At 66.9% G+C, this 14,138-nt stretch carries 14 protein-coding genes and 3 tRNA genes; 2 read left to right on the top strand and 15 right to left on the bottom strand.

Annotated features, from left to right (window positions below):
• Positions 1-10: 10 nt before the first annotated feature.
• The 10 genes from TBD_RS01945 to TBD_RS01900 form a co-directional block, all read right to left on the bottom strand.
• Positions 11-84: transfer RNA gene (locus tag TBD_RS01945), tRNA-Gly, on the bottom strand.
• Positions 85-163: 79 nt separating this feature from the next.
• Positions 164-248, bottom strand: a tRNA-Tyr gene (locus TBD_RS01940).
• A 71-nt stretch (positions 249-319) separates the two neighbouring features.
• Positions 320-1,411, bottom strand: a complete 1,092-nt coding sequence (gene ychF, locus TBD_RS01935) for a redox-regulated ATPase YchF (protein WP_011310903.1) — start codon at positions 1,409-1,411, stop codon at positions 320-322.
• On the bottom strand, positions 1,408-2,016 hold the full coding sequence (gene pth, locus TBD_RS01930) for an aminoacyl-tRNA hydrolase (protein WP_011310902.1): 609 nt from the start codon (positions 2,014-2,016) through the stop codon (positions 1,408-1,410). Before pth ends, ychF begins: the two co-directional genes overlap by 4 nt.
• A gap of 38 nt (positions 2,017-2,054) precedes the next feature.
• Positions 2,055-2,660 (bottom strand): 50S ribosomal protein L25/general stress protein Ctc, encoded by a 606-nt coding sequence (locus tag TBD_RS01925; protein WP_011310901.1) that lies wholly within the window; start codon positions 2,658-2,660, stop codon positions 2,055-2,057.
• Between the two features lie 90 nt (positions 2,661-2,750).
• On the bottom strand, positions 2,751-3,701 hold the full coding sequence (locus tag TBD_RS01920; RefSeq protein ID WP_011310900.1) for a ribose-phosphate pyrophosphokinase: 951 nt from the start codon (positions 3,699-3,701) through the stop codon (positions 2,751-2,753).
• Between the two features lie 70 nt (positions 3,702-3,771).
• Positions 3,772-3,846, bottom strand: a tRNA-Gln gene (locus tag TBD_RS01915).
• Positions 3,847-3,853: 7 nt separating this feature from the next.
• Complete coding sequence (ispE, locus tag TBD_RS01910) at positions 3,854-4,690, bottom strand: 4-(cytidine 5'-diphospho)-2-C-methyl-D-erythritol kinase (RefSeq protein WP_011310899.1); 837 nt, start codon at positions 4,688-4,690, stop codon at positions 3,854-3,856.
• Entirely contained in the window at positions 4,687-5,232 is a 546-nt protein-coding gene (gene lolB / locus TBD_RS01905; RefSeq protein WP_238376483.1) for a lipoprotein insertase outer membrane protein LolB, read from the bottom strand. The genes ispE and lolB overlap by 4 nt, the downstream gene beginning before the upstream one ends.
• A gap of 14 nt (positions 5,233-5,246) precedes the next feature.
• Positions 5,247-7,025 (bottom strand): tetratricopeptide repeat protein, encoded by a 1,779-nt coding sequence (locus tag TBD_RS01900; RefSeq protein WP_011310897.1) that lies wholly within the window; start codon positions 7,023-7,025, stop codon positions 5,247-5,249.
• A 195-nt stretch (positions 7,026-7,220) separates the two neighbouring features.
• Here TBD_RS01900 and mutM point away from each other — a divergent pair, with 195 nt between their 5' ends.
• Positions 7,221-8,033, top strand: a complete 813-nt coding sequence (gene mutM, locus TBD_RS01895; RefSeq protein WP_011310896.1) for a bifunctional DNA-formamidopyrimidine glycosylase/DNA-(apurinic or apyrimidinic site) lyase — start codon at positions 7,221-7,223, stop codon at positions 8,031-8,033.
• Positions 8,034-8,102: 69 nt separating this feature from the next.
• Positions 8,103-10,061 (top strand): dynamin family protein, encoded by a 1,959-nt coding sequence (locus TBD_RS01890; protein ID WP_011310895.1) that lies wholly within the window; start codon positions 8,103-8,105, stop codon positions 10,059-10,061.
• Between the two features lie 15 nt (positions 10,062-10,076).
• Here the strand turns inward: TBD_RS01890 and TBD_RS01885 are convergent, their stop codons facing one another.
• Genes TBD_RS01885 through TBD_RS01865 form a run of 5 tightly spaced genes read right to left on the bottom strand, consistent with a single transcriptional unit; the run spans position 10,077 to position 14,051 of the window.
• Positions 10,077-10,328 carry a YfhL family 4Fe-4S dicluster ferredoxin gene (locus TBD_RS01885; protein WP_011310894.1) on the bottom strand — a complete coding sequence of 84 codons (252 nt, stop codon included), beginning with the start codon at positions 10,326-10,328 and terminating at the stop codon, positions 10,077-10,079.
• 17 nt (positions 10,329-10,345) lie between these two features.
• Positions 10,346-10,828, bottom strand: a complete 483-nt coding sequence (coaD, locus tag TBD_RS01880) for a pantetheine-phosphate adenylyltransferase (protein ID WP_011310893.1) — start codon at positions 10,826-10,828, stop codon at positions 10,346-10,348.
• A gap of 2 nt (positions 10,829-10,830) precedes the next feature.
• A complete protein-coding gene (gene rsmD / locus TBD_RS01875; protein ID WP_011310892.1) occupies positions 10,831-11,403 on the bottom strand; it encodes a 16S rRNA (guanine(966)-N(2))-methyltransferase RsmD in 573 nt (190 codons plus the stop codon).
• The gene (locus tag TBD_RS01870; protein ID WP_011310891.1) at positions 11,393-12,700 is read right to left on the bottom strand and encodes a M16 family metallopeptidase; all 1,308 of its coding nucleotides are present in this window, start codon (positions 12,698-12,700) and stop codon (positions 11,393-11,395) included. Before TBD_RS01870 ends, rsmD begins: the two co-directional genes overlap by 11 nt.
• On the bottom strand, positions 12,690-14,051 hold the full coding sequence (locus tag TBD_RS01865) for a M16 family metallopeptidase (RefSeq protein ID WP_011310890.1): 1,362 nt from the start codon (positions 14,049-14,051) through the stop codon (positions 12,690-12,692). Before TBD_RS01865 ends, TBD_RS01870 begins: the two co-directional genes overlap by 11 nt.
• Positions 14,052-14,138 lie beyond the last annotated feature (87 nt).

The following is a 14,138-nucleotide window of genomic DNA, read 5'->3' as shown; positions in this document are numbered from 1 at the left end:
ACACAAAAACTGGAGCGGGTGAAGGGAATCGAACCCTCGTCTTAAGCTTGGAAGGCTTCAGCTCTACCATTGAGCTACACCCGCATGGGGTGGCCGTGGTTGAAAGCCGCACAAGCGCCGACAACCACGCTCCGCCCGCTTCGCCCTGCTCCTGCTGCAAAACTGGTGGTGGGGGAAGGATTCGAACCTTCGAAGGCAGAGCCGTCAGATTTACAGTCTGATCCCTTTGACCGCTCGGGAACCCCACCCAAACGAAGCGCGAGATTATATGTGTGCCGGGAAGATGCTGTCAAACACTCGCCGGCAAAAACTCGCGATTTCAGACGTTGAACAGGAAATTGAGCACGTCGCCGTCCTTGACGACGTATTCCTTGCCCTCGGCGCGCATCTTGCCGGCCTCCTTCGCGCCCTGCTCGCCCTGGCAGGCGATGAAGTCGTCGAAGGAAATGGTCTGCGCGCGGATGAAGCCCCGCTCGAAGTCGGTGTGGATGACGCCGGCCGCCTGCGGTGCGGTGTCGCCCTTGTGGATCGTCCACGCCCGCACCTCCTTCACGCCGGCCGTGAAATAGGTCTGCAGACCGAGCAGCGCGTAGGCCGCGCGTATCAGGCGATTGAGACCGGGCTCGTCCCAGCCGAGCTCGTTCAGGTATTCCACGCGCTCCTCCGGCGAAAGCTCCTGCAGTTCGGCTTCGAGCGCGGCACAGACCGGCACCACCGGGGCGCCCTCTTTTTCCGCAAAGGCAGTCAGGGCGTCGAGCAGCGGATTGTCGTGGAAGCCGTCCTCGTCGACGTTGGCGACATAGAGCGTCGGCTTGACGGTCATCAGGCACAGCGGCTTGATGCGCGCGAGCCCTTCGGCGTCGAGGCCGGCGGCGCGCGCCGGGCGACCCTCGTTTAGCGCCGCGACGACCGGTTTCAGCGCCGCGACCATGTGCTGCGCCTCCTTGTCTCCGGCACGGGCGGGTTTCTCGTAACGGGCCAGTGCTTTTTCGGCGCTCGCGAGATCGGCGAGCGCGAGTTCGGTCGCGATCGTCTCGACGTCGGACAGCGGGTCGACCTTGCCGGCGACGTGGATCACGTTTTCGTCATGGAAACAGCGCACGACGTGGCAGATCGCGTCGGTCTCCCGAATGTTGGCGAGAAACTGGTTGCCGAGGCCCTCGCCCTTCGATGCCCCGGCGACCAGGCCCGCGATGTCGACGAACTCGACGATCGCAGGAACGACGCGCTGCGGCTTGACGACCTTCGCGAGCTCGTCGAGCCGCGGGTCCGGCACCTCGACGACGCCCGTGTTCGGCTCGATGGTGCAGAACGGGTAGTTTTCCGCCGCGATGCCCGCCTGGGTCAGCGCGTTGAACAGGGTGGATTTTCCGACGTTGGGCAAGCCAACGATGCCGCATTTGAGGCTCATGGGGTTTCCTGGGATTTGGGTGATGCAGGTTTGCTGTTGGCGCGCTGGGTCGCGGCGTTCCACTCGCCCTTTTCGATCAGGGGAAGGAGTCCGAGCGCACGCTCGATCGCGGCGTCGATGTCGGCCTGCTCCTCGCGCCGCGGCGGCTTCAGCACGTAGTTGACGACCTCGCTGCGGTCGCCCGGATGCCCGATGCCGATGCGCAAACGCCAGTAGTCCTGGGTGCCGAGATGCGCGGTGATGTCCTTGAGGCCGTTGTGCCCGCCCATGCCGCCGCCGAACTTGAGGCGCAGCTGTCCGGGCGGAATATCGAGTTCGTCGTGCACCACCAGAATCTCGGCCGGCGCGATGCGATGAAAGCGCGCGAGCGCGCCGACCGCCTGTCCGGAGCGGTTCATGAAGGTCTGTGGCAATAGCATCCAGCGCGTGCCGTGCCTGCCAACGATGCCGTGGAATCGCGACTCGTGCGCGAGCGCGGCACCCCAGGCCTGCGCGAGGCGCGCGCAAAACCAAAACCCGGCATTGTGCCGGGTTTCTTCGTAGTCGCGCCCCGGATTACCGAGGCCGACGATCAGGCGCGGCGGGGCAAGACTGGGCGCTGTCATGCAGAGGTGCGCATCCCGCGAGGGGATGCGCAGGCCCGTCAGGCCGCAGGTGCCGCCGGCGTTTCTTCGACCCCGCCCTTCGGCGCGTGGATCACGGCGACCGCCGGGTTTTCCTGCTTGACGTGAGCGACGAGCTCGACGCCTGCAGGCAGAACCAGATCGTTGGCATGGATGGAATGGCCCACTTCGAGCGCGCCCATGTCGACCTCGATGAACTCGGGCAGGCTTCCGGGGAAGCACTGCACGTCGAGTTCGTTCACGATGTGGTGCGGCTTGCCGCCACCGAGCTTGACGCCGGGCGAGACCTCGGCGTTGAGGAAGTGCAGCGGGACCTTGACGTGGATCTTGTGGTCCTTGTCGACGCGCTGGAAGTCGACGTGCAGCACCTGCTGCTTGTAGGGATGCCATTGCGCGTCGCGCAGCAGAACCGATTCCTTGGCGCCGTCGACGCTCAGGCTCAGCACGGAAGCGTGGAAGGCCTCCTTGCGCAGCGCGTGATACAGCGCGTTGTGGTCGAGCTCGATCTGCACGGGCGCGGTGCTGCCGCCGTAGACGATCCCGGGGACCTTGCCGGCGTGACGCAGACGGCGGCTCGCACCCGTACCTTGCAATTCACGCTTGCTGGCGATGACTTCGATTTCCATGAAACTTCTCCTCAATGACTGCCTGATGATGCATCGGCGATGCGCGCCGACGCATGGTTGAGCCCCCGCGACCAGGGGCATTCCACTTCGCTATTCGATGAAGAGCGAACTGACGGAATCCTCGTTGCTGATGCGGCGGATCGTTTCCGCGAGCAGCTCAGCCACCGACAATTGCCGGATCTTCTTGCACGCCCGCGCGTCGTCGCGCAGCGGGATCGTGTCGGTCACGACGAGCTCATCGAGCGCCGAGTTGGTGACGCGCTCGGCCGCGCTGCCCGACAGCACGGCGTGGGTGCAATAGGCCATGACCTTCTGCGCACCATGTTCCTTGAGCGCACTGGCCGCCTCGCACAGCGTGTTCGCCGTGTCGACCATGTCATCCATGATGATGCAGGTGCGGTCCTTGACGTCGCCGATGATGTGCATGACCTTCGCGACGTTGGGCTTGGGGCGGCGCTTGTCGATGATCGCCAGATCGCATTCGAGGCGCTTCGCGATCGCGCGGGCCCGTACCACGCCACCGACGTCGGGCGAGACCACCATGAGGTTCGGGTGGTTGCGCTTCCAGATGTCGCCCAGCAGGATCGGGCTCGAGTAGATGTTGTCGACCGGAATGTCGAAAAAGCCCTGAATCTGGTCCGAGTGCAGGTCCATCGTCAGCAGGCGATCGACCCCGGCGCCCTGCAGCATGTTGGCGACGACCTTGGCCGTGATCGCGACACGCGCCGACCGCGTGCGCCGGTCCTGGCGCGCGTAGCCGTAATACGGGATGGCCGCGGTGATGCGTGCAGCCGAGGCGCGCTTGAGCGCGTCGACCATGACCATCACCTCCATCAGGGTGTCGTTGGTCGGCTGGCAGGTCGACTGCAGGACGAAGACGTCCTTGCCGCGCACGTTCTCGAGGATTTCGACCATGACCTCGCCGTCCGAGAAGCGCGAAACGGTCGCGCGCCCGAGATGGATATTGAGATGGCGCACCACGTCGCTGGCCAAACGCGGGTTCGCGTTCCCACTGAACACCATCAGATTGTCTATGGACACGCGAGTCTCCGGCTTTCGGCTGGTCCGACACAACAAAAACAGCCGCCACCGGGCGGCTGTTCGCTCTATCTGGCTGGGGAGGTAGGGATCGAACCTACGAATGTCGGAATCAAAATCCGATGCCTTACCACTTGGCGACTCCCCAATGGCTACTACTCAGGCACAAAGTCGTACAAGGGGTGCTTGTCCAGACCTCGCGCCACAAAACCCTGCATCGTATCGGGCAGCGCCTGCAGCACGCTGCGCGCGGCATCCTCGGTTGCGAACGATGCGAAAACGCAGGCGCCCGAACCGGTCATCCGCGCCTCCCCGAACTGACCGAGCCACTGCAGGTGGCGACCGACTTCCGGGTACCGGCCGACGACCACGGGCTCGAGGTCGTTATGACCCATGCCCGCGGAAAAGGGCGCTATTTTGAGGGCAGGCGTGTTGCGTGTCAATTCCGGCGCGGCAAAAATTGCCGCGGTCGGCACGTGCACCGGCGGCGTCAGCACGACGTACCACGCGACCGGCGCGCCGATCGGCTGCAACAGTTCGCCGACCCCCTCCGCGAACGCCGTCTGACCGAAAACGAAGACCGGCACGTCGGCGCCGAGTCGCAGGGCGAGCGCCTGCAAGCGCTGGCGCGGCAGATCGACCTCCCACAGGCGGTTGAGCGCGAGCAGCACGGTCGCCGCATCGGAACTGCCGCCGCCGAGGCCCCCGCCCATCGGCAGCCGCTTGTCGAGACGGATGCCGACCCCGGCGCCCGGGCGCGCGTAGGGCTGCAGGAGTCGGGCCGCGCGGACGGTCAGATCCTGATCTTCGCTCACGCCCGGCAAAGCGCCTTCGCGCACGATTCGGCCGTCATCGCGCAATTCCAGGTGCACGGTGTCGGCGCGGTCGATCAGACGAAACACGCTCTGCAGCAGATGGTATCCGTCGTCGCGGCGACCGACGACGTGGAGGAAAAGATTGAGCTTCGCCGGCGCGGGAAACGCCTGGCTCATGGCGCCGACTGCCAGCTATCGGCGACCAGACGGATTTCGAGGCCCGCACGGCTCACGACGAGCTTGCGAGGCCGGGCGTCGGCGCCGTATTGCAGATAGTCGATGGTCCAGCCGTCCTGGACGATCCGAGCCGGGCGGCCGTCGTCGCCGAGCGCGACGGCCGCCTCGCGCAGCGGGTCGGGGCGCGCCTGGATCCACCAGGCCAGCCCGGCGACCGGCAGTTCGTACCCCAGGGCGTCGCGCGTGAGCGTGTCGACGTCAGTGGCGCGGCGAACGGGCTGTCCCGGCAGTTCGAGGCTGACGCCTTCAGGGTCGCGCACGATGCGCGCGACGCCCTGGCCGAGCGGCGAGGTCAGGAGCACCTGGTCGACGCCGCCGCCGTGCTGCCAGCGAATCTGGCCGGACAGGCTCTCGCGCTCGGTCTGCACGCCGAGCCGGCCCTGCAGGGTCCAGGCGTCCGCGAGGGGCACGGGAATCGCGGCCTGCGGAGGCGGTGCCACGGTCGCGCAACCGCCCAACGCCCACGCGAGGGACGCGATCACGGCCAATCGTCGCATCAGCGCTTGAGGCGGCGCAGCGTTTCGAGCAGCACCTCGTTGCCCGGATGGGTCTGCAGGCTCGCCTGCCAGAGCTTGCCGGCTTCGTCACGCTGGCCCTGCGCCCACAGCACCTCACCCAGGTGCGCAGCGATTTCGGGATCCGGACGTACCTTGTAGGCGCGCTCGAGATACTGCTGCGCGCGCGCGAGGTTGCCCGAGCGGTACTGCGCCCAGCCCACGCTGTCGAGGATGAAAGGATCTTCCGGCGCGAGTGCGAGCGCCTTGTCGAGCAGTTCGATCGCCTCGGCCAGCCGTTCGGTGCGATCGGCCAGTGTGTAGCCGAGCGCGTTGTACGCCTGGGCATCGTTGGGGCGCAGCACGATGACGCGGCGCAGGTCGGCCTCGAGGATGTCGAGCCTGTCGAGCTTCTCGGCGGCCATCGCCCGGTCATACAGGAGATCGGGCGCGTCGGGATAGCGTTTGAGCCCCTCCGACAGCACGTCGAAGATGGCGGCGTACGCCTTGCTTTCGCGCAGCAGTTCGGCCTGCGCCTGAATCAGGCGCACGTTTTGCGCGTCGTTCTGCCCTTGAGTCGCCGCGAGCAGCGCCCGCGCCTCCTCATGCTTGCCCGCCTGCGCGAGGAGCGCCGCCTGACGCGCACGCGCCGGCACGAAATGGTTGCCGCTCCGGACCTGCTCGTAGTGCATCGCCGCGGCATCGGCGCGCTTCATCTGCTCGGCGGTCTGGCCGAGGTAATAGTGGATCGTATCGGGATCGCGCGGGTTGTATTCGAGCGTCTGCGTCAAAAGCGCGTGCGCGGCGTCGAGGTCGCCCAACTGCAGCGACAGGAGCCCTGCCGCGAGGCTGACTTCGGCGTTGCGCGGGAAATCGCGCGTCAGGCGGGCGAACTCCGCGCGCGCTTCGGTGAACTGGTTCGCGCTGACCAGCGTCCGCGCGTAAGCCAGCCGGACCTCGCGCGCGTCGCCGTGCTCGGCCAAAAACGTGCGCATGAAGGCCAGCGCGGCGGCGTTCGAGGTCCGCGCGAGGATCTGCGCGTGCAGCAGGGCGCCCGGCTCCCAACCCGGGCGCAGGCTGTCGGCCTTTTGCAGCGCGGCGAGCGCCGTGTCGAACTGTCCGGCACTTGCCGCGGCCTGCGCGATCGCGAATTGCGCCTCGGGCAGTTGCGGATGGTCTGCCGCGAGGCGCCGGACCAGTTCGAGCGCAGCGGCCGAATCACGCATTTTCCCGATCGCGGCGGCGAGGTGAAGAAAACCCTCGGCCGGCTTTTCCTGCAACAGCGCACGCAGAACAGGCTCGGCCTCGGCGAGCCTGCCCTCGCTCAGCAACAAAGCCGCCAAGGTCTGCTGCGCGCGCAGCGAATCCTTGTCCGCCTCGGCCCAGAGCCGCGTCGCCTCGAGCGCGCCCGCGGGGTCGCGCGCGAACGCCGAGACTTCGGCCGCACGCTGCGCGACGCGCGGGTCCCGGGTCTGGCGGGCCAGATCGAGATACGTCGTCTGGGCGATTCCGATCGCCCCGCGCTGACCGGCAACCTCGGCGACGAGGAATTTGAGCAGCAGTTCAGGCGTCAGCGGCTGGCGCGGCAGCGCGGCCTCGGCTTTCGCACGGGCCTCGGCTTCGGCGTCGGGGGCCGCCTCGGCTTCGTCCGCGGCATCCGCTTCGGCCGCCGGGGCCTGCGCTTTCGCAAGCGTCGGCGCGTCGGGCCTGGGGGCCAACTGGCCACACGCCGCCGTGAGCGCCAGCGCGGCATAGAGAGGGAGCAGCTTGAGGGGAGTCATCTGGATGCCTTGGTGGAGTGGCTTGCCACGATTCTAAGCGTTCGAGGGCTGTCCGCAAGCAAGGTTCATTCGAGCCCGGCCGAGGCCCCCGGGAAACGCGACCGACGCTTCCAGAACGCTTGCCCGCCGCGTGCCGGATACAATAGCGGGCGCCGAGCCCTCCGGCTTCCGGCGCACCCTGCCCGCCCGCCTTGTATGCCTGAACTACCCGAAGTCGAGACCACCCGCGCCGGCCTGTCGCCCCGTTTGCAGGGTCGCGTGCTGACCCGCGTCATCGTTCGCGAGCCGCGTCTGCGCTGGCCGATCCCGCCCGACCTCGACACGCAATTGCGGGGCCTCACGCTCCACGGCCTCGCCCGGCGCGGCAAATACCTGCTGTTCGACTTCGGCGCTGTCACCCAGCTCGTCCATCTCGGCATGTCGGGGAGCCTGCGCCTCACCGAGCCCGCGGAGCCCGCTGCGCGCCACGACCACGTCGACTGGCGCTTCGACGACGGAACGATCCTGCGCCTGCGCGACCCGCGCCGCTTCGGCGCGGTGCTGCTGACCGAGAACGCGCCCGGACATCCGCTCCTCGCCGGCCTCGGTCCGGAACCCCTGAGCACGGCGTTCGACGCGGCCTATCTGCACACGCAGTGCCAGCGTCGCAAGACCGCGATCAAGCCGCTCATCATGGATGCCCATGTCGTCGTCGGCGTCGGTAACATCTACGCTTCGGAATCCTTGTTCCACGCCGGAATCCGCCCGGGCGTCGCCGCCCACCGCCTAAGCCGGGCGGCGTGCGCGCGGCTGGCCGACGCGATCAAACAGGTGTTGACTGCGGCCATCGCAGCAGGCGGCAGTTCGCTGCGGGACTACGTCCAAAGCAGCGGCGAACTGGGGTATTTCCAGTTGCAGACGCGGGTCTACGACCGCGAAGACGCGCCGTGCAGGCGGTGCGCAACGCCGATCCGCCGCATCGTCCAGGCGCAGCGTGCGAGCTTCTACTGCCCGACGTGCCAGCGCTGATGGCCGGCAAATCAAGTTTGATCCCGGCGTGTCGTTAACCTCCTGTCCTGAGCGCGGCCGATCCGCCTGATGAAATCCACGACCCTCGTTGACGAGTTCGAGCATTACAGCAGCTGGCGCGACGCCGTCCGCCTGCGTGTCGTGGCTTTGCGCGACTGGCTGCACGCCCATGAGCTCGGCGACGCCGAGTCGGCGCTGCGGCTCGATCAACTGCTGGGCCGCCTGCAGGCGGACACGCTCAACGTCGCGTTCGTCGCCGAGTTCTCGCGCGGCAAATCGGAGCTGATCAACGCGATCTTCTTTTCCGACTACAGCCGGCGCGTGCTGCCGTCCGCGGCCGGACGCACGACCATGTGCCCGACCGAGCTCGCGTACACGCCCGCACGCCGGCCTTCGCTGCGCCTGTTGCCGATCGAGACGAAAGCACAGGCCGGCAGCATCGCCGACTTCAAGCGCGACGACGACGCTTGGACCGAACTCCCGCTCGATCTCGACTCCGCGGCGAACATGAGCGAAACGCTGCGACATCTGGCCGACACGATTCCGGCGGACCGGGCGACGGCGACGGCGTACGGCCTGATCGACCCCGACGATCAGGAGACGCTGCGCAGCCTCGAGCGTGACGGCAGCATCGCCATCCCGCGCTGGCGCCACGCCTTGATCAACTTCCCGCATCCGCTCCTCAAACAGGGGCTCGTGATCCTCGACACGCCCGGGCTCAACGCGATCGGCACCGAGCCGGAACTGACGCTCAACATGCTGCCCGCCGCGCACGCGGTGCTGTTTCTGCTCGCCGCCGACACCGGCGTCACCAAGTCCGACATCGCGATCTGGCGCGAGCACATCGCAGCCGCGCACGGTACGAGCCGCGCACGCCTCGTGGTCCTGAACAAGATCGACGGCCTGTGGGACGATCTCAAGACCGCGGCCGAGATCGACGCCGAAGTCGCCCGACAGGCCGCGACCACCGCGGCCCTGCTCGACGTGGCGCCAGGCCAGGTCTATCCCGTATCGGCGCAAAAGGCTTTGGTCGCGAAAGTACGCAGCGACGACGCTCTGCTCGCCAAAAGCCGCCTGCCCGAGCTCGAGGCGGCGCTGACCCAGGAACTGATTCCCTGTAAGCAGGCGCTCGTCGCAGAATCGGCGAGTGCGGCCGTCGAAGACGTGGTGATCAAGACGACCGAACTGCTGGAAACCCGGCTCGCCATCCTTCAGGATCAGATCGACGAACTTCAGGGGCTGCGCGGCAAGAACCGGGACGCGATCCAGCACATGATGGCCAAGGCCAACGAGGACAAGCGGCAGTTCGAGCGGGGACTGCAGCAATTCAACGCGCTGCGCAACGTGTTCGCGTCGCAGGTCGAGACGCTGCGGCGGCAGCTCGGCATGTCGGCCTTGCGTCGCGCGGTGCGCGACACCCGCCACGCCATGGAAAAAAGCCGCTTCAGCGGCGGCCTGCGCGACGCAATGGGCCGGTTCTTCCGCCAGGTCGACGACAACCTCGAGGCATCCGCCGCAAGCATCAGCGAAATCCGCATGATGACCGCGATGTACCGGAAATTCAGCGACGAGCACGGACTCGCAGCGGTCAATCCGCCGGACTACGGCCTCGGCAAGTACCGCAAGGAAATGGTCCGTCTCGAACGCATCTTCGACGAGCGCTTCAATACCGTGTTCAAGATGCTGACGGTGGGCCAGAGCCAGTTGACGGCGCGGTTTTTCGAGACCCTAGCGAGCAAGGTCGTGCAGGTCTTCGAACTCGCGAACAACGAGACCGAAGCCTGGCTCAAGGCGCTCATCGCGCCCATGGAGACGCAGGTCCGCGAACACGAGATCCAGCTCAGGCGGCGGCTCGAAAACGTCAGCCGCATCCACGCCGCGACCGAGACGCTCGACGAGCGCATCGTCGAACTCGAAACCTCGATGGCGGGGGTCGGCGACCAGCTCGAAAATCTGGCGCGCATCAACGCGGGGATCGGTGCGGCGCTCGCCGTGCACGACGAGGCGCCGCGGGCGCGGACGGCCTGAACCGCCCGCAAGGGCCTACTTTTCCACCGTCAGGCGCAGGAATTTTTCCTGCAGTTGTTCGGGCGTTTCGGGATAGCTCGGGTTCTTCGGAATGCAGTCGACCGGACAGACCTCGACGCACTGCGGCGTGTCGAAGTGACCGACACACTCGGTGCACTTGTTCGGGTCGATGATGTAGATCTCGTCACCCTGAGAAATCGCTTCGTTGGGGCATTCCGGCAGACAGACGTCGCAATTGATGCACTCGTCCGTGATCATCAGGGCCATCGCATTCTCCGACTAAATCAGTTTTCTCTTATTTTCTCACTTAATCGCCGCGCGACCAACGGGTGAACGAAGGGCGTGACGTCGCCGCCGAACTGCGCGATCTCGCGGATCATGCTCGCCGAGATGAACATGTATTGCTCGGACGGGGTCAGGAACAGCGTCTCGATGTCCGGCTTCAGGTTCCGGTTCATCCCCGCGAGCTGGAACTCGTATTCGAAGTCCGACGCGGCGCGCAAACCGCGGAGCACGGCGATCGCGCCCTGCTCGGCGACGAAGTCGATCAGAAGCCCCGAGAAGCCCTCGACCCGGACCTGCGGCACGTCGGCGAGGACTTCGCGTGTCATCGCGACACGCTCGTCCATGCTGAAGAACGGGCGTTTGTTCCTCGACTCCGCGACCGCGACGACGACGCGGTCGAAGAGGCGGACGGCGCGTCGCACGAGGTCCTCGTGGCCGCGCGTGATGGGGTCGAAGGTGCCTGGATAGACGGCGGTCAGCATCGCTATTCCTTCATGAGCAGCGCGAAATGCGAACGTCCGGCGCGCCCGCTGCGGTGGACGACGAACCCCGGCGGAACGGCCGTCTCCGCCCCCTGCTCGACGTAGACGTATCCGCCCGATGCGATATGCGGCGCAAGGCCGGCGAGCGCCAACGCCGCCATGTCGCTGTCGAAGGGCGGATCGACGAAGGCGAGATCGAAGGTTTCGCGGTTGCCACCGAGCCAGGCGAGCGCGTCGGCGCGGACGATGTCGACCGCGGCGCCGAGCGCGCCGCGGTTCTTCTCCAACGCGGCGACCGCGTTCGCGTCGCGCTCGATCATCAGCACACGCGCGGCGCCGCGCGAAGCGGCTTCGAAACCGAGCGCGCCGCTGCCGGCGAACAGGTCGACGCAGCGCCAGCCCGCCAGATCCTGTCCCAGCCAGTTGAACAGGGTTTCGCGCACGCGGTCGGGCGTTGGTCGCAAGCCGGTGCCGTCGGGAAACGCGAGCAGCCGGCTGCGATAGCGTCCGCCGACGATGCGGACGCGATTGGCGGCGCCGTGCGCGCGCTTCGGCGCGGCCTGCTTAGCGAGCACCTTCGGCTCCGACGACGACGGTAACCAGACGCTCCGGGTCGAGATGGCGCGCGAAGGCCTGTCTGACCGCCGCAGTGTCGACCGCATTGACCTTGTCGGTCCAGGTCTCGAGATAATCCAGAGGCAGGTTGTAGAAACCGATCACGGCAAGGTATTCGAGGATCTTCTTGTTGCTGTCGATGCGCAGCGGGAAACCGCCGGTGAGGTTGGCCTTGGCCTGCACGAGTTCGGCCTCGCTCGGCCCCTCGGCGATGAATTGCTGCAGCGTCGAGCGTGCGACCTCCATCGCTTCGTCGGTCTGCTCGAGCTTGGTCTGCAGCCCCAGCTGGAACGGCCCGGCCTGCAGCATTGGCAGGAAGTAACTGTAGGCGCTGTAGGCGAAGCCGCGCTTGTCGCGCACCTCGCGCATCAGGCGCGAGTCGAACCCGCCGCCGCCGAGGGCATAGTTGCCCACGAAAAGCGGGAAATAGTCGGGGTCGCTGCGCGCCACGCCGACCGCGCCCATCAGGACATGGCTTTGCGTCGACGGGTGCGCAAAACGCACGGTCGACGCGGTCGCTGCGACCGGCAGCGGCAGATCGGCGAGCGACGCTGCCGCCGGCAGACCCTCGGCGAGGCGCGTCGCGATCGCCTCGGCCTCGCTGCGGCTGATCGCGCCGATCAGCGAGATGACCGCGTTTGGGGCGCCGTAATGCGCGCGGTAGAACGCGCTCACGTCGTTGCGGGTCAGCTTCTCGAGATTGCCCGGCACGCCGTTCTCGTCGCGCGCATAGGGATGGTCGGCGTATAGCGCGCGGTAGAACGCCTTCTCGGCGACGGTTCCGGGGTCGGCCTCGGCTTCGCGAATCGACGAAATGAGGCGCCGCCGTTCACGCTGCATCACCGCAAGCGGAAAGTCCGGCTGCTGCAGCACGCGGACGAGTGTGTCCAGCGCGGCCGTCTTTTCGGCCATCGACGAGAGCGTACGCAAGGTCACGCCCGCGCGATCGCGGTCGAAATTGCCGCCCAGCACGGCACCGACATCGGCCAGCCGATGGGCGATCTCGGTGTCGCTGAGGCCGCCCGCGCCCTGGTCGAGCAGGGCGTGGGTGAGCCGCGCGAGACCGCTCTTGTCGACCGGGTCACGCGCGCTGCCGGCGCGGAAGTCGACGGAGATATCGAGGATCGGCAGCTCATGGCTTTCGACGAAGAAGACCCGCGCGCCCTCGGGGGTCTGCCAATGCTGGATGTCGACCCCGGCCTGCACCGGCGCCGCCAGGATCAGCACGAGAACGGCGAAGAAACGCTTAATTGACATGACGTACTCCCGGCACGGCCGTGCGTTCAGGCTGCGGTTTGAGCGCCTGGGGGTCGAGTTCGGCCACGCTCAGGCGGTCTTCGCGCAACCACTCCTGCGCCGCGCGCTGGACGTCCTCGGCGCTGACCGCGCGCAGCTTCTCGACGCGCCGCAGCAGGGCCTCGGGCGGCAGGCCCGTGCTCACGTATTCGCCCAGCTGCATCGCCTGGTAGAAAAGCGAGTCGCGCTGGTAGACGTCGGCGGCGATGACCTGCGCCTTGACGCGCTGCAACTCGGCGTCGCTGATGCCCTTGGTCTGGATGCGCAGCAGTTCGGCGCGGATCGCCTTTTCCAGCGCGGCGACCGACTTGCCGGGTGCGGGTGTCGCGTCGATCATGAAGAGTCCCGGGCCGCGCGCGACCATGTCGTATCCCGCACTGGCGTTGACCGCGAGCTGCTGCGTCTTGACGAGTGATTTCTGCAGTCGCGCCGAGTCGTTGCCGGACAGAACGCCGGCAAGAATCTGCAGCGCGTAGGGCGTGGTGTCACGCTCCCAATCCTTGAGCGTCGGCGCGTGCCAGGCCATCAGCAGGTAAGGCAGCTGCGCCGGTGCCTTCACGACGATGCGCTTCATGCCGACCTGCTCGGGCTCGCCCTGCGGCTTGCGCTCGGGAAGCGCGCGTGCGGGCAAGGCGCCGAAATGGCGTTTCGCCAGCGCGACCACCTCGTCAGGGTCGACGTCGCCGGCGACCACGAGGGTGGCGTTGTTCGGCGCGTACCAGCGCGCGTACCAGTCGCGCGCGTCAGCCGCCGTCATGCTCTGGAGGTCGCTCATCCAGCCGATGATAGGGCGGCGGTAGGGATGCGCCTGATAGGCGGTCGCCATCAGCCGCTCGTAGACCACGGCCTGCGGCTGGTCCTCGGTGCGAAGCCGGCGCTCTTCCATCACGACCTGCAGCTCCTTGCCGAACAGTTCGTCGCTGATCACGAGGTTGGCCATGCGGTCGGCCTCGAGCTCCATCGACAACGCCAGCCGATCCTTCTGCATCTGCTGGAAGTAGGCGGTATAGTCGCGGCTCGTGAACGCGTTCTCGCGCCCGCCCGCAGCCGCGATCCGCTTCGAGAATTCGCCGGGCGGCACCGTGGGCGTGCCTTTGAACATCATGTGTTCGAGCACGTGGGCAACGCCGGTCGTGCCATTGAATTCGTCCACCGCGCCGGCGCGGTACCACACCTGCGAAACCATGACGGGCGCGCGATGATCCTCGTGGACGATGACGCGCATCCCATTGTCCAGCGTGACGTCGGTCAATGCCGCCGCGTGTGTCGAGCCTGCCAGCAACGCCAGGCAGAATGCCCATAACTTATGCATGTCTTCCTCTCTGATGGATGAGCCGGAACGGCGCTCATGAACTTCGCGCATCGAAGCGGAGCCGCGTGCACGAATGATAAGATACCG

The organism is Thiobacillus denitrificans ATCC 25259 (assembly GCF_000012745.1).
GTDB lineage: Bacteria > Pseudomonadota > Gammaproteobacteria > Burkholderiales > Thiobacillaceae > Thiobacillus > Thiobacillus denitrificans_B.
Note: the sequence above shows the minus strand (reverse complement) of the source record. Positions and strands in the feature narration are given on the sequence as shown.

Coding starts and splice junctions, on each gene's coding strand:
- TBD_RS01900 (WP_011310897.1), bottom strand. CDS start 7,025: ATGACTCCCCTCAAGCTGCTCCCTCTCTATGCCGCGCTGGCGCTCACG.
- coaD (WP_011310893.1), bottom strand. CDS start 10,828: ATGCTGACCGCCGTCTATCCAGGCACCTTCGACCCCATCACGCGCGGC.
- mutM (WP_011310896.1), top strand. CDS start 7,221: ATGCCTGAACTACCCGAAGTCGAGACCACCCGCGCCGGCCTGTCGCCC.
- ychF (WP_011310903.1), bottom strand. CDS start 1,411: ATGAGCCTCAAATGCGGCATCGTTGGCTTGCCCAACGTCGGAAAATCC.
- TBD_RS01870 (WP_011310891.1), bottom strand. CDS start 12,700: ATGTCAATTAAGCGTTTCTTCGCCGTTCTCGTGCTGATCCTGGCGGCG.
- ispE (WP_011310899.1), bottom strand. CDS start 4,690: ATGAGCCAGGCGTTTCCCGCGCCGGCGAAGCTCAATCTTTTCCTCCAC.
- TBD_RS01885 (WP_011310894.1), bottom strand. CDS start 10,328: ATGGCCCTGATGATCACGGACGAGTGCATCAATTGCGACGTCTGTCTG.
- TBD_RS01865 (WP_011310890.1), bottom strand. CDS start 14,051: ATGCATAAGTTATGGGCATTCTGCCTGGCGTTGCTGGCAGGCTCGACA.
- TBD_RS01890 (WP_011310895.1), top strand. CDS start 8,103: ATGAAATCCACGACCCTCGTTGACGAGTTCGAGCATTACAGCAGCTGG.
- pth (WP_011310902.1), bottom strand. CDS start 2,016: ATGACAGCGCCCAGTCTTGCCCCGCCGCGCCTGATCGTCGGCCTCGGT.
- TBD_RS01925 (WP_011310901.1), bottom strand. CDS start 2,660: ATGGAAATCGAAGTCATCGCCAGCAAGCGTGAATTGCAAGGTACGGGT.